This is a genomic window from Actinomycetospora endophytica, assembly GCF_021026375.1.
Classification (GTDB): Bacteria; Actinomycetota; Actinomycetes; order Mycobacteriales; family Pseudonocardiaceae; genus Actinomycetospora; species Actinomycetospora endophytica.
Genome location: NZ_JAJNDB010000003.1, coordinates 426,860 through 451,635, shown reverse-complemented (window position 1 = coordinate 451,635; position 24,776 = coordinate 426,860). Strand labels below are relative to the sequence as shown.

The following is a 24,776-nucleotide window of genomic DNA, read 5'->3' as shown; positions in this document are numbered from 1 at the left end:
GGGAACCGTCGGCCACGCTGGCTCCGTACCGCATTCGAAGAAACGCACAGGGTGCTGACGGGTCATCGACATCCCCCGCGCCGTGTCCCTTCGTGTCCGCGCGGTCGAATCCGAGAAGGGTCACTCCATGAACACCGACGCCTACTGCTGTCCCGACTGCGGCTACTTCGAGCGCGAGCGCCCGAGGGCCGGGGCCGACGCCCACGCCGAGTGTCCGCGCTGCTCCGCGCCGTCACCCCGGCTGGCCACCCCACCCCTCCTCGCCCGAATGAATCCGGCGGTGGCGAAAGCGTCGGCCGCTCGACCGCGGTCGACACCGCGAGCCCACGAGACAAGGGAGAATGGGCCTTGATACCCCTCGCCACGGTGTGCAGTTCGACCGGGAAGGAAATCCTCACCGTTCAGGTCGAGGACTACGACCCCTTCGTCACTCTCACCATTCGGGGTCTCGGACACGAACTGACCCGCATCGAGAGCCGCCTGGTGGCCGACGCCCTCAGGGCAGCTTCGCTGCGCCACCCGTGTGACGGCATCATCGGACCGTCAGGGCTTCATGCCCGGACGCCGGTGGGCCCGGAGCCCGGCGAGAACGCGGACTCCGGACCACACGGTGTGCGCGTCAGGCGGCCGGGCGCCGCTCCTCCGCCGTGGCGGCGGTCTCGGGACCCCCGGCCGTCCGACCCGCGGACTCGTTCGAGAGCTCGCGGATCTCGCTGTGGAACACCCGCGCCGACTGACCGACCGACCGTGCGAGGTCGGGGAGCTTCTTGGCGCCGAACAGCACCACGAGGACCCCGACGATGATCAGCCAGTGGACGGGGCTCAGGGCGCCGGTCACTCGAACGGCCCGTTCACGAGCGCGCCGCCGACGGGGCCCTCGACGAAGTGCGGGTCGGCCGACGGGTACTGCGTCTCGGTGCCGTTGGCGTCCTCGGGCCGCGCGTTGCCGGTCGCGTCGTTGTTCGCGTCCATGATCGACGAGGCGAGGTTGCCGGCGGTCGCGAGCACGGCGGTCGGCCCCTGGAGCGGGCTCTGGGTGCTCGGGTAGCCGGTGGTCGCGTCGGAGCCGGACGCGTCGGTGGCGCTGCTGTCGGTGGTGGCGGCCTGGGCCATGCCGGCGCCGGCGAGCGGCAGCACGGCCCCGGCCAGGCCCACGGCCGCGGCCAGGGTGCGGGTGGTCCTACGAGCGGTCATCGTCAGGGTTCCTCTCGGGGTGGGGGAGCGGGTGGTGGGTCGACGTCACATGTTCTCGGCGCCGGCCTTGATGGCCTCGCGGATGCGGTTGTACGTGCCGCACCGGCAGATGTTGCGCAGTTCCTCGATCGCGTCGTCGTCGACGTCCCGGCCCTCGGCCTTGCACTGCTTGACCTTCGCGACCGCCGCCATGATCTGGCCGGGCTGGCAGTAGCCGCACTGGGCCACGTCCTTCTCGATCCAGGCATCCTGCATGGGATGCAGGCCGCCGCCCGGGGCGGTGTCGGCGAGGCCCTCGATGGTGGTGACCTCGTCGGTCGGCTGGATGTCCTTGACCTGCACCGAGCAGGGGTTGAACGCCTTGCCGTTGATGTGGCTGGTGCACGCCTTGCAGACGTTGATGCCGCAGCCGTACTTGGGCCCGGTGACCTTGAGCAGGTCGCGGATCACCCAGAGCAGGTGGACGTCGTCCTCGACGTCGACGCTGACCTGCTGGCCGTTGAGCTTGAAGGTGTGCGTGGGCATGGGGGAGCTCCGATCAGAAGGTGGTCTGCAGACCGTTGGTCGGCGACGGCGGGATCGGCGGCGACGTCGGGTACGGCGTGAAGGGCAGCGGGTCCTTGTGGTCGAGCGGGAAGTAGGTGGGGATCTTCCCGGTGGCCCGCGCGTAGGCGCAGGCGATCGCGCCGCACGTCGCGGCGACGCCGAACTCCCCGGCTCCGCCCGGCTCGGGCGCGTCGGAGTCCATGATCACGATGTTCATCTCCGGCGGCGTGTTCCACTGCCGGGTGTAGAAGTAGTTGTCCCAGCTGGCCTCGACGAAGTGGCCGTCGTCGAGGTGCAGGCTGGAGGTCAGCGTCATCGCCAGACCGTCGTTGATCCCGCCCATCATCTGGGCCTCGTATCCGCGCGGATTGATGATCAGCCCCGCGTCGACGACGTAGGTCACCTTGGTGACCCGCGGCCCGGTCCGCGCCTGACGGATCTTCCGGTTCACCGTCGCGGGCGTGCAGTCCAGCTCGACGATGCACACCGCACAGCCCTTGTACTCGACGTGCATCGCGATGCCCTGGGCGGTGCCGTCGGCCATCGACTTGCCCCAGTCGCCCTCCTGGGCGGCCCGGTCGAGCACGGCCTTGAACCGTGCCTGCTTGGCGAACTCGGAGCGGAAGACGTAGGGGTCCGTCCCGAGCTTCGCGGCGATCTGGTCGACCATCAGCTCACGCGCGGTGGCGACGTCCGGCGAGTAGATGTTGCGCATCGAGCTGGTGTTGAAGCCCATGTCGACCTCGTTGAGGAACCGGGTCGACGCGCCGAAGTTGTACGGCGTGAACTGGGTGAGCTCGAAGAGGCTCTCGGCGACGCCGAGGTTGCCCAGCGGGGCCTTGTTGGCCGCGGCGGTGATCGGCTCCGAGAGCCCCGGGTTGCCTTCGGTGGCGACGCTGGTGTGCCGGATCTCGAAGCTGGTGACGGCATCGGCGGTCACGTTCGCCCGGATCCGGCAGGTCGCCATCGGGTGGACGCGGCCCTGACGGGAGTCGTCCGAGCGCGACCACATGAGCTTGACCGGCTTGCCCATGGCCTTCGAGACGAGGGCTGCCTCCTCCGCGGCGTCGAAGAAGAGCTTCCGTCCGAAGGACCCGCCGCCCTGCATGACGTGGAAGGTCACCGCGTTCTGCGGCATCCCCAGCTTCTTCGCGATCTCCGCCTGGGCGGCGATCGGGCTCTTCGCCGGGCCCCAGATGGTGGCGCTGTTCGCCTTGACGTCGGCGATCGCGCAGTTGGTCTCCAGCGAGGAGTTGCTGCGGAAGTAGAAGACGAAGTCGCCCTCGAGCGAACCGGGGCCCTTCGGCGCGGCCAACGGCAGCTCCGCGGCGCGGAGCTCCTTGAGCACCGAGGCGTCGTCGGCGCCGTGCACGGTGCCGTTCGCCCAGGTCACCTTCAGGGCGTTCACCGCGTCGATGCACTGACCGTAGGTGTTCCCGCGGACCGCGACCCCGCCCTCGACCTTCACCACGTCCGTGATCCCGGGCATCGTGCGGACCTGGTCGAGGTTCTGCACGCTGCGCGGATAGCCGTTGAGGTCGGGGGCCCGGCACAGGATGGTCGGCAGCGCGTCGGCGATCTGCAGGTCGGTGGTGAACTTCTTCTTGCCGGTCACCATGTCCCGCGCGTCGGACTTGGTGCGCGGCTTGCCGATGATCGTGAACTTCTCACGGTCCTTGAGCGCGACCTGCACGGCCTGGGTGACCGGCGCCGCCGCCTTCGCGGTGAGGTCACCGAACGAGAGCGCCTTCCCGGCCGTGTCGGTGATCGTGCCGGCGCGGCTCGTGAGCACCGCCTTGTCCTGGCCCATCTCGGCGGCCGCGGCGTCGAGGAGCCGGCCCGCCGCGATGGCCGCGGCCACCCGGATCGGCGTGTAGGTGCTGAAGGTGGTGGTCGAGCCTCCGGTCAGCTGGTTGAACACGAGTTCCGGACGGGCGTCGGCCAGCGTGACGATCACCTGGTCCGGGTCGAGGTTCATCTCCTCGGCGATGATCATCTGCGTCGAGGTGATGATGCCCTGCCCGTTGTCCGAGCGCGGCAGCGCGAACGAGACGGTGTTGTCCCGGTTGACCTTGACCCGGATCAGGTTCGCGGTCGGGCGCGCCGCGTCCCGGATGGCGTCCGAGAGGTCGTAGATCTCGGGGGTCTGCGGCGTCGAGGGGATCGCCGCCGCCGAGGCGTTCGGCACCGAGTCGGAGATCGACTCCCGCGTGAACTCGGCCGCCGCGATCAGCGACGTGCCGGCGACCACGTAGCCGAGGAAGCGCCGCCGGCTGAGATCGGACTGGCCGAACCGCCGGGAGTGCTCCCGGGGCGGCTTCTCCCGCGTGGTGGTCGCGCGGTGGTTGGGCATCGCTGTCCTCCCGACACCGCGCCATCGACGCCAGGGGGGAGCCGTCGCAGCGAGGTGAATGCTGTGTTGGCGCCCACAACGACGGCAATACTCGACTGTTACGAGGCCGTCGGACGGCTCGGTGTCGACAATCGAGGAATCGATCATCCGAGATCGATCGACCCCGGACGATCAGCCGGACCTGTTGCTGCAGGTCAGCGCACCTGTCGCCGGCACAGCGGGGAGGAGTGTCCGGGCGCGAGAAGTCAAGCGCGACGCGCCGACCCTCATCACTCGCTTGAGTGAGGTTGCGGGCAGCCGACGACGCGGCGGCGGCCACGGGACACCTTCCAGGAGGCGGCGACGGGCCTGGTAACCGACGACGCGGCGAACCCTACCGCATCACATCCGCATCTGCGGAACCCCGGTGCTCACCGGTCCTCAGATGAGGAGAACGGCGCCGGAGCGATGTTCTGGTTGACACGGAAGACGTTGTCGGGGTCCCACGAGCGCTTCAGAGCAGCGAGACGATCATGGTTGGCCCCGTAGGCGGCGCGCACGCGATCGGGCCCCTCGGCGCCGAGGTTGTTGACGTACACGGCGTCGGCGAGATGCGGCGCGAGCGCGTCGTGGGCACGGCGGCCCCAGGCGATGTTGCGCTCGTCCGCGTCGGCCCGATCCCACTGCCCGAGCAGCAACAGGTCGTACTGCCGGACGCGGTGCGGGAAGGCGGTGGCATCGGCGGGCACGCGTGCCGCGGCGCCCCGGAACGCCTGCATGCCGATCCCGCTCGCGGTCGAGGGCATGGTGGGGACGAGGTCCGCGAGCGTCCCGACGACGTCGTCGGTGAGCTCGCGCAGGTAGCCCGACTTCCAGTAGTGGCGCCGGCCGCGGGGGTAGCCGGCGTCGGGACCGCACTGCCAGGCGGTGAAGGACGTCGGCCCGACGGTGTCGACGACCGGCCGGGCGAACGACCGCAGCGGCGACAGGACCCGCTCGCCCTCGGCGAGGTCGCCGCACCAGCACACGCCGATCGAGACGACGGGGCCGACCTCGGGGTCGCGGGTGAACGAGACCGCCGTGGCCAGCTCGTCGGGAGCCGCCGCGAGGAGCTCGTCGTGGAAGCGCAGCACGTCGCGGACCGCCGACCAGGGCCACGACAACCCGCCGGCGAGGACCGGCCCGACCGGGTGCAGCCGATAGGTGAAGGCGGTGACCACGCCGAAGTTGCCGCCCCCGCCGCGCAGGCCCCAGAGGAGATCGGGGTGGTGCTCGGCATCGACGCGCCGGATCTCGCCTCCGGCGGTGACGATCTCCGCACCGATCAGGTTGTCGCAGGTCAGCCCGTGACGACCGTTGAGCCAGCCCAGGCCCCCGCCGAGGGTCAGCCCGGCGATCCCGGTTCCCGACATGACGCCGAGCGGCGTGGCCAGCCCCACCTGCTGGGTCGCCTCGTCGAGGTCGCCGAGCAGGCATCCGGGGCCGGCGACGGCGGTCCGGGTGTCCGGGTCGACGTCGACGGTGCGCATCGCGGAGAGGTCGAGCATCACCCCGCCGTCGCAGACCGCACTGCCGGCGACGTTGTGCCCGCCGCCGCGTACCGAGAGGACGAGGTCGTGCTCCCGGGCGAGTGCGATCCCCCGGGCGACGTCGTCCGCGTCGCGGCAGCGGACGATCGCCGCGGGCCGGCGGTCGATCATGGCGTTGAAGACGGAGCGGGCCGACTCGTATCCGGGATCGCCGGCGCGCAGCACCGTCGTCGGGAAGTCGGGAGGTGGTTCGAGGCTGACCGAGGTACTCATGGCGCGAGCGTCGACGGTCCCGCTAATCGCCGGCTAACCCCGCGGGCCGGGAGCATCGAGGGCGGCCAGCCCGTCGGCCGTCGCGGTGACGCCCGCCCGGTGCCCGATGCGCCGGAAGATGTCGTGGGCCTGCTCGAAGCAGATCCGGGCGCCCTCGGGATCGGCGTCGGTCACGGCGAGGCGTCCGGACAGCGCGAGCGCCGAGGCCTCGCCCTCCCGGTAGCCGATGAGCCGGTAGTGCTCCAGCGCGGTCTCGACGAGGCGGCGGGCGGTGGCGGGGTCGCCCCACCGCTGCTCGATGGAGGCCAGGACGTCGCCGGCCAGGCCCTGGGCGAGTTCCTCGCCGACCTCGGCGGCGTGCGCGGCCGCGCACCGGGCGAGGGCCCGCGCGGCGTCGGGCTCGCCGCGGTCGCGGTGCAGGCGGGCCAGCTGCGCCTCCGCCATGGCCGCCCGCCAGACGTCCCCGCCCGCCAGGGACGCCGCGATCGCGTCCTCGTAGCGCTGTTGGGCGCGGTCGAACCGGCCGCAGGCCCAGTCGACCGTGGCACGCAGGGCCTGCGCGTCGCCTTCCCAGCGCCGGTCTCCGGCGGCGCGCGCGAGCCGGTGCTGCTCGGTCGCGGCGGTCTCGGTCGCGCCGAACTCGCCCCGTCCGAGGTGCAGCAGCGCCAGCGCGGAGAGCAGGCCCATGCGTTCCGGATGCTGCGGTTCGATGCGGGAGAGAGCGGTGGCCAGCAGGCGCACTCCCTCGGCCCGGGACCCACGCACGTCCCAGTAGTGCCAGAGGCCGGTGCACAGCCCGACCAGGACCTCGGTGTCGCCGTCCGGACCGTCGGCCCAGGCCAGCGCGGCGCGCAGGTTGTCACGGTCGCGATGCAGCGCGTCCAACCAGGGACCGGCGCCGGCCCGGTACAGGTGCGGGACGGCGCGCCGGCAGACGCCGAGGAAGTGGTCGGCGTGGCGGCGTCGCAGTACGGCGAGCTCGTCCCGGGCGAGGCAGGTGCGGGCGAACTCGCGGGTCGACTCGAACATCCGGTAGCGCCAGCGGTCGCCCGAGACGTCGTCGACCTGCACCAGGCTGGTGTCGACGAGCCGCGCCAGTGTCGGTGCCGGGTCCTCACCGGCGTCGCCCATGACGGCCCGGACGGCCGGGAGATCGAACGTCACCGGGAACACCCCGAGGCCGGCGAGGAGCCGCCGCCCGTCGTCGTCCAGCAGGTCCCGGCTCCAGGCGATCGTCGCCGCCAGCCCGGCCCGGCGAGAAGCGGCGTCGTGGCGGGCCGGGTGGGTGAGCAGCCGGAAGCGGTCCCCGAGGGCCGCCTCGAGCTCGGACAGCGACAGGGCGGCGGCCCGGGCGGCGGCGAGCTCGAGCGCGAGCGGCAGGCCGTCGAGCCGTCGACAGATCTCGGCCGCCGACGAGACGTCCTCGGCGGCGAGGGCGAAGCCGGGTCGGACGGCTCGGGCGCGCTGGACGAAGAGCCGTACCGCGGGGGACCGGCCGATCTCCTCGGGCGCCGCGCGCGGGTGGGGCACGGGCAGCGGGCCGAGGAGATGGACGCATTCGCCGGGCAACCCCAGCCGTTCCCGGGCGGTCACGAGGACCCGGACCGACGGCGCGGCCCCGAGCAGGTCGCGGGTGAAGTCCGCGCAGCGGTCGAGCACGTGCTCCGCGTTGTCCAGCACGACGAGGATGGACTCGTCGGCCAGGGCGCGGGCGACGGTGACCGCCGGCGGACCCGCGCCGGTCCGGATCCCGATCGCCTCGGCCACGATGTCGTCGAACCGGTCGGGCGTGGCGGACCGGGTCAGGTCCACGAACGCCGCCCGTGTCGGATTCCGGAGCGCGGCCTCGACGGCGAGCCGGGTCTTCCCCGACCCGCCCGGCCCCGTGACGGTGACCAACCGGTGTTCGGTCAGGAGCCCGGCGATGCGACCGAGGTCGTCCTCCCGTCCGACGAACGAGCTGACCGGGACCGGCGGGCGCTGGGGTGGCGGCGGCGGGCCCCGCCGCGCGGGCGCACCGCCGCCGGTGCGGATCCCGGCCTCGATCTCACGCAGCTCGGGACCAGGCGCCACCCCGAGCGCCTCGACCAGCCCCACCCGGACCCGCTCGAACAGGCGTAGGGCCTCGGCGGGGCGGCCGGTGCGCGCCAGAGCGAGCATCAGGAGCCCGGCCGAGCGCTCCCGGCAGGGGTCGGCGGTGACGACGGGCTCGAGGACGGCCACGGCGCGGGCGGGTTCGTCCAGGGCGAGCTCGACCTCGGCGAGCATCTCGGCGCACCGGCGGCGGAGCTCCTCCAGACGCCCGGCCTCGTCCCGGGCGAGCGCCTGCTCGATGCCCTCGTAGGCCGGCCCGCGCCAGAGCGCGAGCGCCTCGTCCAGCAGGCGCGCCGCCCGGGCCGGGGAGGACGCGGTCAGCGGACGCGCCTCGGCCACCAGCGCCTCAAACTCCGCCGCGTCGAGCCCCACCTCCGGCGGCACCTCGTACCGGCCGGCGCGCGAGATGACGAACCGTCCCCGGTCCCGCCCACGGTCCTCGTCGGCCATCGTCCGCAGCCGCCGCACCGCGCCGTGCACCATCGTCGCCGCGGTCGGCGGCGCCTCGTCACCCCAGACCGCCGCCACCACGTCGTCGACCGACATCGATCGCCCGCGATCGACCAGGAGGGCGGCGAGCACCTCCGCGGTCCGCCGGCGGCCGAAGCCCCGCGTCCGCGACCCGGTCACGAGGACGACCTCGCCCAGGACACCGCAGCGCAGCGGCTCGTCGGCCGTCCCGCTCGGCGTCATCGGACCAGCGTCGCCGCCGCCCCGTCGGGAATCCAGGCCGAGCGGAACCGGGGGGATCGGATCCGCCGGGGACGGCGTCGGAGCCGTTCCGCGCCTGCGTGTTGGAGCAACACGGCATTCCGTGTCTGCGAGCCGGAGCCACCGATGGTTCCGCGTCTGCGGGGCAACTCGACCGAGTGATGAAGGTCGGCGTGTCGGATTGACACCTTCTTGTTGCTCCGAGCAACGACCTGGGGAGTGGAACAAGGCCGACAGCCCGCCGTCGACCGGTTTCCGCGTCCGTCAGGCCCCGATGATCGTCCGCGCACGGAGCGTTCGTGCGACGTCACAGTGACCTCACAGCGACCACAGGCCGCCCTCCAACGGCCCAGATCTCGATCACGGAGAGTAGCAGATCCGTGAGTTGGCCGTGAACTGATCGTGACGTTTTTGTATCGCGTTCGTTTTTTTGGACGTAGCCCAGGTCACAAGGAGGTACTGGCATGCGACGGCGTGTCGTCATGTTCACGGTGGCCGCTGTCGCGGCCGCAGCGGTCGCGGTGCCGGTCGTCGCCTCCGCCGCCGCCCCGGACGGTCCCGATCCGGCGGTGGTCGGCCAGATGGGCCCGTTGTTCGAGGAGCCCACCGGCAAGAACTGTCGCGAGGCGCGGGATCCGTCCCCGCAGTGCAAGCCGGCCGCGATGTCGCTGGTGAACCTCCCGAACGGCAAGTCCCTGTACTGGGACGGCCTCGAGGGCATGAACAAGGTCAACTTCAACGTGGTCGCCGAGTACGGCAACGTCGCGCAGAACGATCAGAGCCGCGTGATGAGCAACGTCGACAGCGACAATCCGAGCTGGACGGTGCCCAAGCCCTACGACGGCGGGGCGAACCCGAACGGCAACGACAAGCAGGCCGAGTACCTGCCGCTGGTCCCGCACAACAACGACGTGCGCTCCAACGACGGCGACCTGTTCTGCTCGGCCCTGGAGTTCCTGCCCGACGGCAAGATCATGGTCACCGGCGGCACCGACTACTACCAGGAGCCGGGCATCCCGGGCATCCCGACCTACGGGGCGATCGAGCTCGAGGGCCTCAAGAACACCCGGGTGTTCGACCCGAAGACCAACTCGTGGGGCCAGTCCGGCGGCATGAACTACGGCCGCTGGTACCCCTCGATGGTCACGCAGGCCGACGGGACGCTGAGCGTGTTCAGCGGCGTCACCAAGCTGATCAAGCCGGCCTACCCGGACCGCCCGCTGGACTCGGGCACCAACGTCAAGCAGACCGAGAACTACAACCCCAAGACCGGTAGCTGGACCCCGAACCCGGCCAGCGCGAACAAGTCGCTGCCGCTCTACCCGCGGCTGCACCTGCTGCCCGACGGCAAGACCTACTACGACGCCGGCGGCCAGACCTTCAACCCCTTCGGCCAGTCCTACGACGAGGCGCTGTGGAGCTTCGCCAGTGTCTACGACCCGAAGACGCAGAAGTGGACCGACAAGGGCCTGCCGAGCGTGGCCGGCCTTCCCCAGGGATTCCGCGGGTCCGGGTTCTCGGCGATGCTCCCGCTCGAGCCCGGCGCGGACGGCAAGTACTCGAAGGCGCAGTTCCTCTCGGCCGGCGGTGTTCTCGGCGTCAGCCCCGGCACCTACCTGGGCAGCAACTCGACGACGCTGAACACGATCGACACCGCGAAGAACGACAAGCTCGACTCGAAGACGATCGGCAACCTCAACGAGCCGCGCTGGTACGGCACCGGCACGGTCCTCCCGACCGGGCAGGTGTTCCTCTCCGGCGGGGCGAACCGCGACGAGGTCGTGCTCCCGGGCAGCGGTAACCCGGTGCGCCAGAACGAGCTGTGGGACCCGAAGACCCAGCAGTGGAGCCAGCTGGTCCCGCAGACCGACGGCCGGACGTACCACAACACCGCCACGCTGCTGCCCAGCGGCGAGGTCCTGCTCGGCGGCCACGCGCCGATCGCGACCGGGTACGCCTACCAGACCGACCTCGGCACCAAGGCGCTCGGACTCTCGCGGGCCTCGGCCGACCCGACCTTCCAGATCTACAAGCCGCCCTACCTGTTCTGGGGCCAGCGGCCGGAGATCACCGGTGTCGACCCGCAGCAGAAGACGAATTCCACGATGAAGATCGGGGTCGCGAACCCGAGCGACGTGTCGTCGGTCGTCGTGTCCCGCAACACCGCGGAGACGCACCTGATCGACAGCGACCAGCGCACCGTCAAGCTGCCGGTGGTGAGCAAGGACGGCAGCTCGGTCACCGTCAAGCTCCCCGACTCCGCCGTCACCCCGGCCGGGCCGTACATGCTCTTCGTCAACCGCCAGAGCGACAAGGGCGAGATCCCCTCGGTGGCCAAGCAGCTCTACATCGACCAGAGCGGCACCAGCCTCGGGAACCCGGCCCCCGGCCAGGACGGCCCCCGTCCCGCCCGGGACACCCAGGGCGACCCCGGCAACGGCACCTACCGTGGCCCGGGCGCGGCTGACAACGGCTACACGAAGAACACCCCGGCCGCGAACAAGGCCCCGGCCGCCCAGAACGCCCCGGCCGGGCAGAACACCCCGCTCCAGGACACGCCCGCCGACTACAAGGCCCCGGCCGCCGCTCCGGCGCTCGGTGGTGTGGTCGCCCTCGGTGGGTTCGGGCTCGTGGGTTCCGAGTCCGGGCTGTGGGCCCGTCTCCGGCGGCGGCGCCTGCAGCGCCGCGGAGCCGGCCGCGACGGGAACGCGTGAACCGGGCGTCCGCGTCCGACCTCGGGTGTGACGCCGTCGGCTCCGGCCGGCGGCGTCACGCCGCGTCGGCGGACCGGAGCAACGGCCGACGGTTCCGCCTGCTCGCCGTCGTCCTGGCCGCGGCGCTCGCCGCGCTCGGCCTGGGCTCGGGGGCGGCGTGGGCCGACGGCTCGGACCCGACCCTCGTCTCCACGCTGACCGGCGTGGAGCCGGCGCTGCCCCCGGGCGTGCTGGTCCAGGTCCAGACCTCGGTGGCACCGCAGATGGTGGTGGCCAACCCGACGCCGGTCCCGTTGACGCTCCTCGACCCGACCGGCGTGCCGTTCGCGCAGGTCTCCTCGGCCGGGGTGCAGGGCAACGTCAACTCTCCGTTCTTCCACGTCAGCCTCAACCCGCCGGACGCGCCGCCCGCCCAGCTGCCACCCGGTGCGGCCCAGAACGCCCCGGTGCGCTGGGTCCCGGTGTCGGCCTCGCCGGAGTGGGGCTGGTTCGACCCGCGGCTGCAGCCCGACGTCAACTCGGGCGCCGGGCCCGGAGGCCAGGACTCCGCGCAGGACCCGAGCGATCCGACGCAGCAGCGCATCACGGTGCTCGCCCACTGGCGCATCGGCATGACCTACGGCGCCACGCCCGTCGCGGCGGTCGGGGAGCTGGAGCGTCGTCCGGTCGTGGGCCGCTTCGACACGACGGTCGACCCGGTCGCCACTCCGGGTCTGACCGCCACGGTCGCGGCGGGCACCGTGCCGGCGATGTTCCTGCAGGTTCCCGACGGCCACACCGTCGAGGTCCTCGGACGCAACGGGCAGCCCTGGCTGCGGGCCGGCCCGACCGGCACCGATGCGGACACCGGCAGCGCGGAGTACCTCGCCGATCGCGCCGGTCGCGGCGAGGACGGCCCGGTCGGGGTGGGATGGACCCACCTGTCCGACGACGGGTCGTCACTCACCTGGCTCGATCGCCGTCTGGGCTGGTCGAACACGGTGCCGCCGCCGGCCGCGCTCGCCGCGTCGGGGCCCACCGAACTGGCCCGCTGGACCGTCCCGCTGCGCGTCGACGGTGCCCCCGCCCAGCTCACCGGCGCGGTGCGCTGGATGCCCACCAAGGCGGTGCTCGCCCAGCAGGGCCAGGACGACCCGTGGGCCTCCCGCCCGTGGGTGACCATCTCGCTGATCTGCGGCGGAGTGCTCCTCGCCGGGGCGCTGCTGCTGCTCCTGCGCCGGGCCCGCAGCTCGACCCACGGGCCCGACGAGCAGCCGCCCGCCGCCACCACCGCCTCGGACGCCGACCCGGCGCCGAGCGATTCCCCGACCCCCTCACCGATCCTGGAGGATCACCGATGAATGCACGGATGTCTGTCGCCCTGCGCGGGGTCGTGATCGGCGCCGCCGTCGCGGTCGGCGGGGTCGGCCTGGCCGGGATCGCGTCGGCCCACGCGATCCGCCCCGCACCGGCCGACCAGGAGGGCGGTCTGATCGCCCCGACCGTCCCGACCCCGGGGACCCCGGACCTGTCCGCGCTGGACATCCCCGAGTTCGCCCCGCCGCAGATCCCGCAGCTGCCGGCCGGGCAGAACCCGAAGGGCGACATCCCGGCGCTGACCTACCAGCAGCTGCCGGCGCCCGACGTCTCCGCCCCGCCGGAGGTCGGCCACCAGGTCAACAAGAGCAACGACCAGGCCGGCCAGACCGAGAACGGGCTCGAAGAGGTCGTGCCCTACAAGTGACCGGTGTTCACCTGGTCGGTTCGGGGATCCCGACGCTGCTGCCCACGCACGGCGTCGGGACCCGGACCGACCTCCCGGTCCCGACGCCGCTCACCCTGGCCGCCGCGGGCGGCGCCGTCCTGATCTCGTTCCTGGTGCTGACGCTGTTCTGGCGTCGCCCCAGGACGCGGAAGGACGCGGGCCCGGCCCTCCCGGCCGCGGTCGACGCGCTGGTCGGGAGCGTCGTCCTGCGCACCGCGCTGCGCGCGGTCACCCTCGGCGTCCTGGTCGGGGTGGTGGTCCTCGGGTTCGCCGGACCGACCGACACCAACCGCAACCTCGGGCCCTGGTTGATCTACGTCTGGCTCTGGGTCGGGCTGGTGCCGGCCTCGGTGCTGCTCGGCCCGGTGTGGGCCGTCCTCAACCCGCTGCGGCTCGCCCACGCCGTCGTGGCCCGGCTGCTGCGCCTCGACCCGGCGGACGGGGTCAGACCGCTCCCGGCCGAGGTCGGACGGTGGCCGGCGGCGGTGTTCCTCGCCGGCTACCTGTGGGTCGAGCTGGTCCTGCCCACCCGGGCCGACCCGCCCGTGCTCGCCGGGCTGATCGCCGGCTACTGCCTGGTCCAGATCGGGCTGGGGTGTGTGTTCGGGTCGTCGTGGTTCGCCGGCGGCGACGTGTTCGAGGCGTACTCCCGGGTGATCGGGTCGATGGCGCCGATCGGGCGCCGGGACGGGCGTCTCGCGCTGCGCAATCCCCTCGACGGGCTCGACGACCTCGACGCCGGCCCCGGACTCGTCGCACTGCTCGTCGTGCTGATCGGGGGAACCGCGTTCGACGGGCTCTCCCGGACCTCGTTCTGGCAGTCCGCCGGGGCGACCGGCCCGCTCGACGGCACCGTCGGGCTCGCCCTGGCCATCCTGCTCATCGCCGTGATCTTCCTGCTCGGTACCGCGAGCACCGTGGCCACCACCGCCCGGGACACCCGACGCCACCCGCCGGCCGCGTTCGCCCACGCGCTGGTCCCGATCGCGGTCGGGTACGCCGTGGCGCACTACTTCTCGCTGCTGGTGTTCGACGGCCAGCAGGTCGCCATCCTCGCCAGTGATCCCCTCGACCACGGCTCCGACTGGTTCGGCACCGCGACCCACGTCATCGACTACACGCTCGTCGGGACGAACACCATCGCCGTCGTCCAGGTCCTCGCGATCGTGGTCGGCCACCTCGTCGCCACCGTCGCCGCGCACGACCGCGCCACCCGGCTCTACCCCGACCGCGCGGCCGTCCGCACCCAGTACCCCATGCTCGCCACGATGGTCGCGCTGACCATCGGCGCGGTCGCCCTGATCGGAGCCCCCTGATGATCTCCTCCCGCGCCCGGACGACCGCCCTCCGCGGATGCCTCGGTCTGCTGCTCGCGGCCGGCGTGCTGGTCGGCTGTGGCACCGCGCCCACCGCCACCCCGGCGGCGCCGTCACCGGCGGGAGCGACCGCGGCGGCGGAGCGGGTCATCAAGGTCTCGCAGGCCCACGGGGCGATCACCGGGGACACCGGGCGCGTGCAGGTCGCCCGCGGCTCGACGGTGACCCTCGAGGTCACCAGCGACGTCGCCGACCAGGTCCACGTGCACGGCTACGACAAGGAGGAGAACATCCCGGCCGGGGGCACCGCGACCGTGCGGTTCGTCGCCGACATCCCCGGGGTGTTCGAGACCGAGCTGCACGGGTCGGACAAGCAGCTGCTGCAGCTCGAGGTCTCCTGACGGGCTGACCGACGTCCCGGGAAAAAACTTTCGGTGGACGTGTCGAACGGCGTCGATCCCGTTCGTGGTCATGGTGAGAGAGCGGCAACCGAGCCGGTCTCCGCACCCACCGGAGGTTCCCGTGTCCACCGACTTCGCCACCGCCCCCGCCACCACGACCACCACCGCGCCGGGCGTCGGCTCGCTGCTCCTGGCCGGCTCGGCCGCCACCGTCGCCGCCGCTGCCGCCACCGCGATCGTGGCCGCCGCCGGACAGGCGGTCGGCATCACCACCGAGGTCTCCGGAGCGCCGATCCCGACGGCCGGGTTCGCCGTCCTGACCGCCATCTTCTCCGTCGTCGGGCTCGTCATCGCCGTGTCGCTGCGCCGTTTCGCCCGCCACCCGCACACGATGTGGATCCGCACCACCGTCGTCCTGACCGCGCTGTCCTTCGTGCCCGACCTGCTCGCCGACGCCGCCGTCGGGACGAAGCTGCTGCTGATGCTGACCCACGTCCTCGCGGCTGCGATCGTCATCCCGACCGTCGCCCGCCGGTTGGCCTGAGCGCCACCGACCACACGAAGGAGACGTGCCGTGCACTACATGATGGGCGTCCGGCTCAACGAGGACGCACTCCCTCCCGACGACGAGGCCTCGTTCGCCCGGGTCGGGGCCGTCAACGACGAGATGAAGGCCCAGGGGGTCTGGGTGTTCGGTGGCGGGCTGCTGCCGTCCGACAGTGCCACCGTCGTCCGCGTCGCGAACGGCAGCACGACCATGACCGACGGGCCGTTCGCCGAGACGAAGGAGCAGCTCGGCGGGTTCTGGGTCATCGACGTCGACGATCTCGACGCCGCGCTGGCCTGGGCCGAGAAGGCCGCGGAGGCTTGCGAGGTCCCGATCGAGGTCCGTCCTTTCGACGGTCTCGCCTGATCGGGACCGATGGACCTCACCAGCGTCTACCGGGCCGAGTACGGCAGCTGCGTCGCCACCGTGACACGCCTCCTCGGCGACATCGGACTCGCCGAGGAGGCCGTGCAGGACGCGTTCGCCATCGCCGTGACGAAGTGGGACGTGCTGCCGCCCAACCCGGGCGCCTGGATCGTCACCACCGCCCGCAACCAGGCCATCGACCGCCTGCGCCGTGAATCGACCCGCGAGGCCCGCCACGCGCAGGCGCTGCTGCTGAACCGGTCCGACGAGCCGGGGGAGGAGGTGGGACCGGTGCGCGACGACCAGCTCCGGCTGATCTTCACCTGCTGCCACCCCGCGCTCTCGCCGCTCGCCCAGACCGCGCTCACCCTCCGCCTGCTCGGCGGGCTGGAGGTGCCCGAGATCGCCCGCGCCTACCTGGTGCCCGAGGCGACCATCTCCCAGCGCATCGTCCGGGCGAAGAAGAAGATCCGCGATGCCGCCATCCCGTACCGGGTGCCCGGCGCGGCGGAGCTGCCCGACCGGCTGCCGCCGGTGCTCACCGCGCTGTACCTGATCTTCAACGAGGGCTACGCCGCGTCGACCGGCACGCTGCTTCGAACCGATCTGTCGCACGAGGCCGTGCGGCTGGCCCGCGCCCTGGCCGACCTGATGCCCGATGAGCCGGAGGTGCTCGGGCTGCTCGCGCTGCTGCTGCTCACCGAGGCCCGGCGCCCGGCCCGCCTGGGTCCCGACGGCGAGCTGGTCACCCTGGCCGAGCAGGATCGCAGCCTCTGGAACGCCGATCTCATCGCCGAGGGCCACGAGCTCGTGCGACGCTGCCTGCGCCGCGACCGACCCGGGCCGTACCAGATCCAGGCCGCCATCAACGCCGTGCACACCGACGGCGCGGCCACCGACTGGACGCAGGTCCTGGCCCTCTACGACCAGCTGCTCCAGCACACGCCGACCCCGATCGTCGCGCTCAACCGCGCCGTCGCGCTCGCCGAGGTGCACGGGCCCGAGGCCGCGCTCGCCGCCGTCGAGGAACTCGACATCCCCGGCTACCACCTGCTGCCCGCGACCCGCGCGGACCTGCTGGCCCGGCTCGGCCGCGCCGACGAGGCCGCCGATGCCTACGACGAGGCGGCGGCGCTGGCCGGCAACGACACCGAGCGGGCGTTCCTGCTGGAGCGCCGCGACAGGTGCACTTCGTGCCCCTGAGTACTTGTGGTGGCTACAGCAACCACAAGTACTCACGGGCACGAAGTGCACCTGTCCCGGGTCACGTGTTCGTCTCGTCCCGAACCGTCGCCGCCCCCGCTGCGTGTCTCGTCGTAACGACGTCGGCGCGGCGACGAGGAGGAACGGTGCCGGAGCTCGAGATACCGAAGTCGTCCCTGCAGTACGTGCGCGATCTCGCCAGCTGGTCGGGGATCGAGGACGCCGTGGACGACGACCTCCTCCGGGTGATCTCGGCGCCGGTCGTCGCCGCGGAACTGCGCCGCCTGGCGGGAGCGCCATCACTCGTCCTCCCCACCGAGGACCTGCTCGATCTGCTCCGGGCGCGGGCCGACGAACTGGACCAGGGCGATTGATCTTGCCGCCGGCCCGGTCGAGACCGACTCCGGTCAGCTCCTGCCTGACCTGCCGCAAGAGGAATCGACGCCAATTGCCGGAGATGTCGGAGCAATCACGGAGATCAGGTCCAGAGACTTCTGTCCAGTGAGCAACCTGCGAGACCGAGGGACGTCAGAAGGGGCGGAGGAAACGGTCTCCCGGCCACTCGTCGATCGGAGTCCGATGGGCGTGATCCCGGTCTTCTGGTGACCACTCGGGGCTTTCGTCCCACTTCCGGAAAGGTGGCGCTGCATGACACGCCCTTCTTCGACCTCGCACCTCGGCGGAACGGTGCCCGGACCGGAGGTCCCGCCGTCGAGCACGGCCGGTGGCGATCCCGAGGAAGTGCCACTCCCTTCCCCGGTGCGGCCCCGCCGACAGTTCCGGCAGCTGGTCGTGACGGGTGTGGTGCTCGTCCTGGTGGGCGCCGTGATCGGCTTCGGTGCGTCCCTGTTGTGGCCCACCGAATATGCCGGTCGCGCGTCCGTGCTGTACCTCATCACCGATCAACAGCCGACCGGATTCCTCGACGAGGACCAGAACCTGATCACGCAGGCGGCTCTCGCCCAGAGCAACGCCGTACTCGGCCCCGTGGCCACGCGGAACGGGCTGACCACGACCGAACTGGCGCAGAAGCTCACTGTCACGGTCCCGTTCGGGAGCGAGATCCTGAACTTCGAGGTCCACGACCCGTCGCAGGAGCTCGCCGTACGGCTTGCAGACTCCGTGAGCAGGCAGTACCTCGCGGTCAGCGAGTCGCCGAAGCCTTCGTCCGACCAGATTCGCTACCTCCAGGGCCAGCTCACCGCCGCGCAGAACCAGATCCAGCAGCTCCGCGTGGACGGCAGCGCCGCGGCCCTCGCTCAGCTCCCGTCGGCAGCGGACCGTGCCGGTAGCCTCGGCTCGCAGCTGGACACCCTGATGCTGTCGCAGGTCGCACAGCCGCAGGCGCAGATCGTCGTCCCCGCCTATCCCGGAGGCGCCGTCAGTCCGCACCCCGTCCTCGGCACCATCATCGGGGCGGCGAGCGGGTTGGTGATCGCGCTGGCGGCCGTGACGATCCTCGCCCGGCGACGGCCCGGCCGAAGCCCAGAGCCGTGACGCGTGGCCCCGCCCCGCGCCGCGTTCCGACGTCGTTTCCCACCGTTCTCACAGGTTGGTGACGGAAGTGTGACGCCACTGTGGTCGATCGGTGAGCAACGTCGCGTGCGGCCGTACGTCCACCCGGTCGGAATCGACGATTCGCGTCTCCCGGGCCGCCGATCCAGGGACGGTCCGAGGGAAACGCTGGGCGGGTCTTTAAGAAAGTCGGCAGACCCCATGCGTGAGCAAATGGAGCTGATACGGCCGGCGGTCCGACCGAGGGGCAGCGAACCGGTGAGCTCGGTGCGAGGAACGGGAAGCTGGGGAATCTGATGGTCGATCGTATCGGCGTCGTCGGATACGGATACTGGGGGTCGAAACACGTCCGGGTGCTCGGCGGTCTACCGGACGTGGCCGTCACGGTGATCGATTCGAATGCGGACCGCCTGGCCGAGGCGGGCCGGGTCCACCCCGGGGCCGAGGTCGAGTGTGACCTCGAGTCGGCCCTGCCCGATCTGGATGCCGTCGTGATCGCCGCGCCGCCGCGGGCGCACTGCGGGCTGTCGTTGCTGGCGATCGAGGCCGGGAAGGGTGTGCTCGTCGAGAAGCCGCTCGCGATGACCGTGCCCGACGCGGAACTGATGGTGGAGCGTGCGGCCGGGAAGGGCGTGTGTCTGATGGTGGGCCACACGTTCGAGTACAACGCGGCGGTGTGGAAGCTGAAGGAGATCGTCGACTCGGGCGAGCTGGGACGCATCCTCTACATCGACACGGCCCGGCTGGATCTGGGGAGATACCAGAGGGACTGCAACGTCATCTGGGATCTGGCGCCGCACGACATCTCCATCATCTCCTATCTGCTCGGAGAGATGCCGACGAGGACCGAGGTGTGGGCGCAGGGCCACGTCGGGCGGGACCTGGCCGATGTCGCGTACGTGCAGATGACCTTCGAACGCAGTGACGTCCAGTCCTACAGTCACGTGAGCTGGCTCGATCCCCGCAAGGTCCGGCGGATCACGGTCGTCGGGGAACGCAAGATGGCGGTCTACAACGATCTCTCCGACAACGAGCGCATCCGGGTCTACGACATCGGGGTCGACGTTCCCGACCCCGACGACGTGCACGCGCTGCCGGTGTCCTACCGCAACGGCGACATCGTCTCGCCGTACGTGCAGTTCACCGAGCCGCTCGCGGTGCAGGACGCCCACTTCGTGAACTGCCTGCGCTCAGGGCGGCGACCGGACACCCCGGGGGAGCGTGGACTCGACGTGGTCCGCGTCCTGGCGTCCACCGACAAGGCCCCGGAGGCTCTCACCGTATCCGTGCGCCGCGGGATGAAGACCGTGTCATGACCTCGACCCCGCGCCCAGCCCGTCGTCCCCGCCGGTCGGCTCTGGTCGTGGCCGCGGCGGCGGTGGCGCTGTTCGTCGGCGGCTGCGCCGGCCCTCCCGCGGCGTCCGCGCCCCCGCCCGCGACGAGCCCCCCGTCGGCAGGATCGGGTGACACCGCGACGGGCCCGGTGACGGACGGGCCGCCGACGCCGGACGGCTACTTCATGCTCCGCCCCGTCGGGAGCTTCGCAACGCTTCCCGACGATGCCGCGGCCGCCGCGATGGTGCACCGGTCCTCGTGGGAACCGCGACCGCAGAATGCGACGGCCAACCAGACGGTCGCGCCGCCCGGCACCCATCTGGACGGCTACGCCGGGATGATCAACGGGCCGGCGGTGTTCGGGCGAGTGACCGGGAACTTCACCGGCACCACCGACGAGATCATCCAGTGGGCGGCAGCGAAGTGGGGTCTTCCAGACGAGGTCATCCGGGGCGAGGCGGTGGTGGAGTCGAACTGGTACCAGGGGCTGCACAGCTCGACGGGTGCCCCGGTCAATCACCGGGGCTTCGGCGACTTCGGCAATTGCGGGGGGTCCCCGCCGGGGGCACCGTACGGCCCCGGCGGGCCGTCCAGCTTCGGGATCCTGCAGGCCAAGTGGTGCTCCCTGGAGAACCCGCAGGCCACCGGCACCGGAGGGTGGCCGTGGACCGAGCAGTCGACCGCATACGCCGTCGACACCTATGCCGCCGTGATCCGGGGCTGCTACGAGGGATGGGACACGTGGCTGGGAGACGGTTATCAGGCCGGCGACCTCTACGGGTGCGTGGGTCGATGGTTCGCCGGGGACTGGCATTCCCCGACCGGGGACGGTTACGCGGCACGTGTGCAGGACGCGGTGGCGGCGAAGCCGTGGCTGACCTGGTCGAGTGCCTGAACCGACGGCCGCCCTCAGGCCGACGCCCCCTGTCCGTCCGACCACACACGCCGCAGGGACCGCGACCGTTCACGACGTGACGAATCCGTGACCCGCCCGCGGCGTCGGCTACCCGCCGGGGCCCGGTTCCCGGAGTCGGCCGTGGCCGTCGAGCAGGGCCCGCAGCGTCACCGGTCGCAGGCCGCGCTGCTGGAGCATCTCGACCAGCGGGCCGAACAGCCCCAGCACCGTCGGGTGGTTGGCGTGGCCGAGCACGATCCCGCCCGGCTTGAACGCCATCGAGGCCTGGGCGAGCAGGAACTCCGGGGTGATCAGCTGGGAGTCGGCGTACGACCCGTTCCACATCACCAGCCGGTCGTAGCCGAGCTCCGCGGCGTGCTGTTCCAGCGACTCGTCGTACCGGCCGTACGGGGGTCGCCACCAGGGCCGGGCGGTGGTGCGGAACGTCGCCTCGATCCAGGCCTCGTTGCGTTCGAGCTCCTCGCGCACCGTGGACGACCCGGCGCCCTCGAGGCCCTGGTGGGTGTAGGTGTGGTTGATGATCTGCAGCTGACCGCGCTCCACGAGCGGCGCGAGGGTCGGCGCCGAGGGTGCCCAGGCGGGCCCGTAGATGCCGTTCGGGCTGAAGGTCAGGTTGATGCCGGTGCGGGCGACGAAGTCGGTGTAGCCGGCGACGCAGTCGGCGCAGTACCCGTCGTCGATGGTGAGCGCGATCCGGTTCGTCGTCGTCGGGCCCTCCCGCAGCACGACCGGTCCGCCGGCCAGCGGTGCCTCCGGCGGGACCGGGATCGGTGCCGGCGGCGGGGGAGGCGCGGCCGGCCCGCCGGCCTCGGCGGTCGGCACGGCGGCGTTCGCTCCCGATCCGCCGGCGAACCCGGTGAGCGCGGCGACGGCACCGAGACCGAGCAGTCCCAGCAGCCGCCGTCGCGGCAGGTGCGGTCCCGGGCAGTTCATCGCGGCCGAGCTTCGTCCACCCGGGCCGCGGTGCCCAGGGACCACGCCGTCCCCGAGACGCGATCAGTCCGGTTCGGCGGCGGCGGTCAGCCGTATCTCCTCGGTGTCGAAGGTGCTCTGGACGCGGCGCAGGACGATGTCGTCGATGGTGCCCTCGTCGCGCAGGGCGAGCACGGCCCGGCGTTTCTCGGCGAGCAGGGCCGCACGCAGTCGCTGGTAGTCCTCCTGGTCGGCCCGGTCCCGCTCGGCGTGGTCGGCGTCACCGTCGTGGTCGGGGCCGTCGCGCAGCAGGACGAGGTGCTCGCGGTAGTCCTCGCGGACCCGGTCGACGGCGGCGGGCGAGACCCCGAGCCGGGCGGCGGTGTCGGCGAGGGCGTCGAGCCCCGCCCGGGTGGCGGTGCGCCGGGCGAGGTGCTCCTCGGAGACCACGCCGGTGTCCTCGGGCAGCCGCGCGAACCGCAGCACCGCGGGCAGCGTCAGGCCCTGGACGACGAGGGTCACCAGGATGACGCCGAAGGTCACGACGATGATCAGGTCGCGGCCGGGGAACGGACGGCCGTCGACGAGCGTGAGCGGGACGGCGAGCGCGGCGGCCAGCGACACCCCGCCGCGGAAGCCGGCCCAGGCGCCCACGAGCCGCTGCCGCGCACCGATGCGCCGGGCCCGCTGGACGGGCCGCCGGTCGACCGCCCGGATGATGTAGGGCGTCGTGTAGTTCCACACCACCCGCGTGCCCATGACGGCGAGGGCGACCAGACCGGCGTCGAGCACGGCCTGACCGAGCGAGTAGTCCTGCAGCGCCGCGAGCGCACCGCGCAACTGCAGGCCGACCAGCACGAACAGGGCACCGTTGAGCAGGAACGTGCTGATCTGCCAGAAGCCGCGCGCCTGCAGCCGGGTGCGGGCCGCGGTGATGCGCGGCCCCATCCGGGCCATCCCGAGCCCGACGACGACCACGGCCAGCACCCCGGACGCCCCGACCAGCTCGGCGAGCAGATAGGCCGCGAACGGCGTGAGCACGTCGACGGTGTTCTCGAGCAGCCGGTCCGTGGCGATCCGGCGGGCCTGGACCGACAGCCACGCGACGAGCAGCCCGGCCAGCGCCCCGCCCAGGTAGGAGAGCGCGAAGCGGCCGAGGGCGCCGGGCCAGCTGAAGCTCTGCTCGCCGGTGGCCACCGCGAGCGCGACGGCGAAGACGACCAGGGCGGTGCCGTCGTTGACGAGGCTCTCCGCGCGCAGCGTCGTCAGGAACCGGCGGGGGAGCCCGGTCGCGATGGCGGTGACCGCGGTCGCGTCGGTGGGCGCGACGACCGCGCCCAGCACCCACGCCACCGGCCAGGACAGCCCGAGCGCGTGCCCGACGACCGCGACCACCCCCGCCGTCGCCAGCACCAGGAACACCGAGGTCAGCACCACCACCCGCAGGTTCGCGCGCAGCTCCCGCCACGAGGTGGTCAGCGCCTCCCAGTAGAGCAGCGCGGGCAGGAACAGCAGCAGCACCACCTCGGGCGGCAGCGCCACCCCGGCCATCCACGGCACGAACGCCAGCGGCACCCCGCCCACCAGCAGCACCAACGGCGCGGCGATGCGCAGCCACCGCGCGACCACGCTCAGCACCAGCACCGCGGCCAGCACGACGACGAGGACCTCGAGCAGGTGCGCGTCCTGCATCGGTCACCTCCCTCCGCCCGGGTGGTGCCGAGCCAAGCGCATCTACACCTCGTCCGACAGGTGCTCCCGCACGGCCGCGAGCGCGTCGCCGACGTCGAGGGGTGCGGTGTCGAGGGGATAGCGCTCGACAACGGCGGTGGCGAGGCCGGCCAGCGCCGGCGGCACGGTGTCCCCGCGCCGGGAGATCAGGTGAACCGCGGCGACAGCGAGCAGGGCCAGCAGCACGTCCAGGGCGGCCCCGGCGTCGACCGTCCGGCGCCATGCGAGGACGTCCGGGGTGCTCGTGTCGGTCTGACCGCTGCGCCCGAGCCCGACGAGGCTGGGCTGCGCCGCGGCACGGGCCTGCTCGGCCCATCCCGAGGCGGTCATTCCGAACAGCGAGGTCCGCGGTTCCGGCTCGAGGGCGGCGAGGCCGTCGGTCAGTCGGTTCAGCTGTGCGTTCACCAGCTGCGCGAGGTCGGCCCAGGCGTGGGTCAGGGCGTCGAGGGTCGGCGCGACGAGCGGGTCGTGGTACCCGCCGTTGGACAGCACCGCGCCCAGCGGTGGGCGCCGGTCCGGGCCGACGTAGACCGGATTGTTCGACGCGGAGCGCAGGGAGATCGCGGCCGCCTCCTCGGCGTGGGCGAGCGTGCGCCGGAGCCCGCCGAGCACCCGCGGCGCGCTCCGGAACGACACCGGCGCCTGGTACGCGCGCCGCTCCCACCGGCCGCCGTCGAGCAGCTCGCGGAACGTCGCGAGCGCTCCGGCCTGGTGCGGATCGCCCCAGAGCTCGCCCAACGCCGGGTCGACGTGCGCGTCGGGCAGCTCGGCGGCGACCGCGGCCAGGGCCAGCACCCGCTCGAGCCGGGGGATCCGCTGCGTCGCCAGCAGCACCCCCTCGGCGAGCACCGCCGACGCCACCGGCGACCCGTTGACCAGCGCCATCCCCTCGCCGACCTCGAGGATCCCCTCGAACGCGGGGCGCAGCAGCCGCCCGAGCGCGATGACGTCGCCCGGGTCGCCGTTGCCGCCCTCGGCGACCGCGGGCAGCGGCCCGTCGAGCAGGCCGGTGAGCCGCTCGGCGGTCTCCGGGCGGAGCGGGGCGGTGCCGTACAGCACGTCGGTCAGGCGCGCCAGCACCGCCGCCCGGGTCACGCGCTCGGGCAGCGGCGCACCCGTCGTCGGCGGCGTCGGGGGCAGGACGCGCCCGAACTCGGCCCGTGCCGCGTCGTCGAGAACGGTCTTCGCCGCCACGTCGTGCTTGGTCGTGATGCCGTAGAGGTGCTCGCCGGCGTGCGCCTCGACGAACGCGACGAACTCCGCCCGCCGTCGTCCGATCGCCGTCAGCGCCGCCGCGCTCAACCGGATCCCCTCACCGGCCCAGGCCACCCGTCGGACGGCGTCGAGGGTCACGTCGCCGGGGTCGTCCATCTCGTAGGTCACGGCTCGATCCTGGC

At 72.4% G+C, this 24,776-nt stretch carries 21 protein-coding genes; 12 read left to right on the top strand and 9 right to left on the bottom strand.

Annotated features, from left to right (window positions below):
- Nucleotides 1-619: 619 nt before the first annotated feature.
- The 6 genes from tatA to LQ327_RS17465 form a co-directional block, all read right to left on the bottom strand.
- On the bottom strand, nt 620-838 hold the full coding sequence (tatA, locus tag LQ327_RS17490; protein ID WP_230735938.1) for a Sec-independent protein translocase subunit TatA: 219 nt from the start codon (nt 836-838) through the stop codon (nt 620-622).
- Complete coding sequence (locus LQ327_RS17485; RefSeq protein ID WP_230735936.1) at nt 835-1,194, bottom strand: hypothetical protein; 360 nt, start codon at nt 1,192-1,194, stop codon at nt 835-837. Before LQ327_RS17485 ends, tatA begins: the two co-directional genes overlap by 4 nt.
- A 45-nt stretch (nt 1,195-1,239) precedes the next feature.
- Nucleotides 1,240-1,719 (bottom strand): (2Fe-2S)-binding protein, encoded by a 480-nt coding sequence (locus LQ327_RS17480; RefSeq protein WP_230735934.1) that lies wholly within the window; start codon nt 1,717-1,719, stop codon nt 1,240-1,242.
- A 13-nt stretch (nt 1,720-1,732) separates the two neighbouring features.
- Nucleotides 1,733-4,093, bottom strand: a complete 2,361-nt coding sequence (locus LQ327_RS17475; RefSeq protein WP_230735932.1) for a molybdopterin cofactor-binding domain-containing protein — start codon at nt 4,091-4,093, stop codon at nt 1,733-1,735.
- 410 nt (nt 4,094-4,503) lie between these two features.
- Nucleotides 4,504-5,874, bottom strand: coding sequence for an FAD-binding oxidoreductase (locus LQ327_RS17470; protein WP_230735930.1), 1,371 nt, complete (start codon nt 5,872-5,874; stop codon nt 4,504-4,506).
- Between the two features lie 33 nt (nt 5,875-5,907).
- Complete coding sequence (locus LQ327_RS17465) at nt 5,908-8,661, bottom strand: ATP-binding protein (protein ID WP_230735928.1); 2,754 nt, start codon at nt 8,659-8,661, stop codon at nt 5,908-5,910.
- Nucleotides 8,662-9,143: 482 nt separating this feature from the next.
- Here LQ327_RS17465 and LQ327_RS17460 point away from each other — a divergent pair, with 482 nt between their 5' ends.
- The 12 genes from LQ327_RS17460 (at nt 9,144) to LQ327_RS17405 (ending at nt 20,715) form a co-directional block, all read left to right on the top strand.
- Nucleotides 9,144-11,393, top strand: a complete 2,250-nt coding sequence (locus LQ327_RS17460; RefSeq protein WP_230735926.1) for a galactose oxidase early set domain-containing protein — start codon at nt 9,144-9,146, stop codon at nt 11,391-11,393.
- Nucleotides 11,390-12,733: a hypothetical protein gene (locus tag LQ327_RS17455; protein WP_230735924.1), complete on the top strand. Its 1,344-nt coding sequence runs from the start codon at nt 11,390-11,392 to the stop codon at nt 12,731-12,733. The genes LQ327_RS17460 and LQ327_RS17455 overlap by 4 nt, the downstream gene beginning before the upstream one ends.
- The gene (locus tag LQ327_RS17450) at nt 12,730-13,116 is read left to right on the top strand and encodes a hypothetical protein (protein ID WP_230735922.1); all 387 of its coding nucleotides are present in this window, start codon (nt 12,730-12,732) and stop codon (nt 13,114-13,116) included. Before LQ327_RS17455 ends, LQ327_RS17450 begins: the two co-directional genes overlap by 4 nt.
- On the top strand, nt 13,113-14,453 hold the full coding sequence (locus tag LQ327_RS17445; protein ID WP_230735919.1) for a hypothetical protein: 1,341 nt from the start codon (nt 13,113-13,115) through the stop codon (nt 14,451-14,453). The genes LQ327_RS17450 and LQ327_RS17445 overlap by 4 nt, the downstream gene beginning before the upstream one ends.
- Entirely contained in the window at nt 14,453-14,854 is a 402-nt protein-coding gene (locus LQ327_RS17440; protein WP_230735917.1) for a cupredoxin domain-containing protein, read from the top strand. The genes LQ327_RS17445 and LQ327_RS17440 overlap by 1 nt, the downstream gene beginning before the upstream one ends.
- 121 nt (nt 14,855-14,975) lie before the next feature.
- Nucleotides 14,976-15,398 (top strand): DUF6069 family protein, encoded by a 423-nt coding sequence (locus LQ327_RS17435; RefSeq protein WP_230735916.1) that lies wholly within the window; start codon nt 14,976-14,978, stop codon nt 15,396-15,398.
- 39 nt (nt 15,399-15,437) lie between these two features.
- Nucleotides 15,438-15,767: a YciI family protein gene (locus LQ327_RS17430; protein WP_230736275.1), complete on the top strand. Its 330-nt coding sequence runs from the start codon at nt 15,438-15,440 to the stop codon at nt 15,765-15,767.
- A gap of 9 nt (nt 15,768-15,776) precedes the next feature.
- Nucleotides 15,777-16,970 (top strand): RNA polymerase sigma factor, encoded by a 1,194-nt coding sequence (locus LQ327_RS17425; protein ID WP_230735914.1) that lies wholly within the window; start codon nt 15,777-15,779, stop codon nt 16,968-16,970.
- Nucleotides 16,971-17,116: 146 nt separating this feature from the next.
- Nucleotides 17,117-17,344 (top strand): hypothetical protein, encoded by a 228-nt coding sequence (locus tag LQ327_RS17420; RefSeq protein WP_230735912.1) that lies wholly within the window; start codon nt 17,117-17,119, stop codon nt 17,342-17,344.
- A 442-nt stretch (nt 17,345-17,786) separates the two neighbouring features.
- Nucleotides 17,787-18,467, top strand: a complete 681-nt coding sequence (locus tag LQ327_RS17415; protein ID WP_230735910.1) for a YveK family protein — start codon at nt 17,787-17,789, stop codon at nt 18,465-18,467.
- A 314-nt stretch (nt 18,468-18,781) separates the two neighbouring features.
- Nucleotides 18,782-19,801 (top strand): Gfo/Idh/MocA family protein, encoded by a 1,020-nt coding sequence (locus LQ327_RS17410; RefSeq protein ID WP_230735908.1) that lies wholly within the window; start codon nt 18,782-18,784, stop codon nt 19,799-19,801.
- Nucleotides 19,798-20,715: a hypothetical protein gene (locus tag LQ327_RS17405; RefSeq protein ID WP_230735906.1), complete on the top strand. Its 918-nt coding sequence runs from the start codon at nt 19,798-19,800 to the stop codon at nt 20,713-20,715. Before LQ327_RS17410 ends, LQ327_RS17405 begins: the two co-directional genes overlap by 4 nt.
- Nucleotides 20,716-20,823: 108 nt before the next feature.
- On the opposite strand, the gene LQ327_RS17400 is transcribed toward LQ327_RS17405, so the two are convergent.
- From LQ327_RS17400 to LQ327_RS17390, 3 genes are all read right to left on the bottom strand, one after another.
- Complete coding sequence (locus tag LQ327_RS17400; RefSeq protein ID WP_230735904.1) at nt 20,824-21,669, bottom strand: polysaccharide deacetylase family protein; 846 nt, start codon at nt 21,667-21,669, stop codon at nt 20,824-20,826.
- 63 nt (nt 21,670-21,732) lie between these two features.
- Nucleotides 21,733-23,340, bottom strand: coding sequence for a Na+/H+ antiporter (locus LQ327_RS17395; protein WP_230735902.1), 1,608 nt, complete (start codon nt 23,338-23,340; stop codon nt 21,733-21,735).
- 42 nt (nt 23,341-23,382) lie between these two features.
- Nucleotides 23,383-24,762, bottom strand: a complete 1,380-nt coding sequence (locus tag LQ327_RS17390) for an aromatic amino acid lyase (RefSeq protein WP_230735900.1) — start codon at nt 24,760-24,762, stop codon at nt 23,383-23,385.
- Nucleotides 24,763-24,776 lie beyond the last annotated feature (14 nt).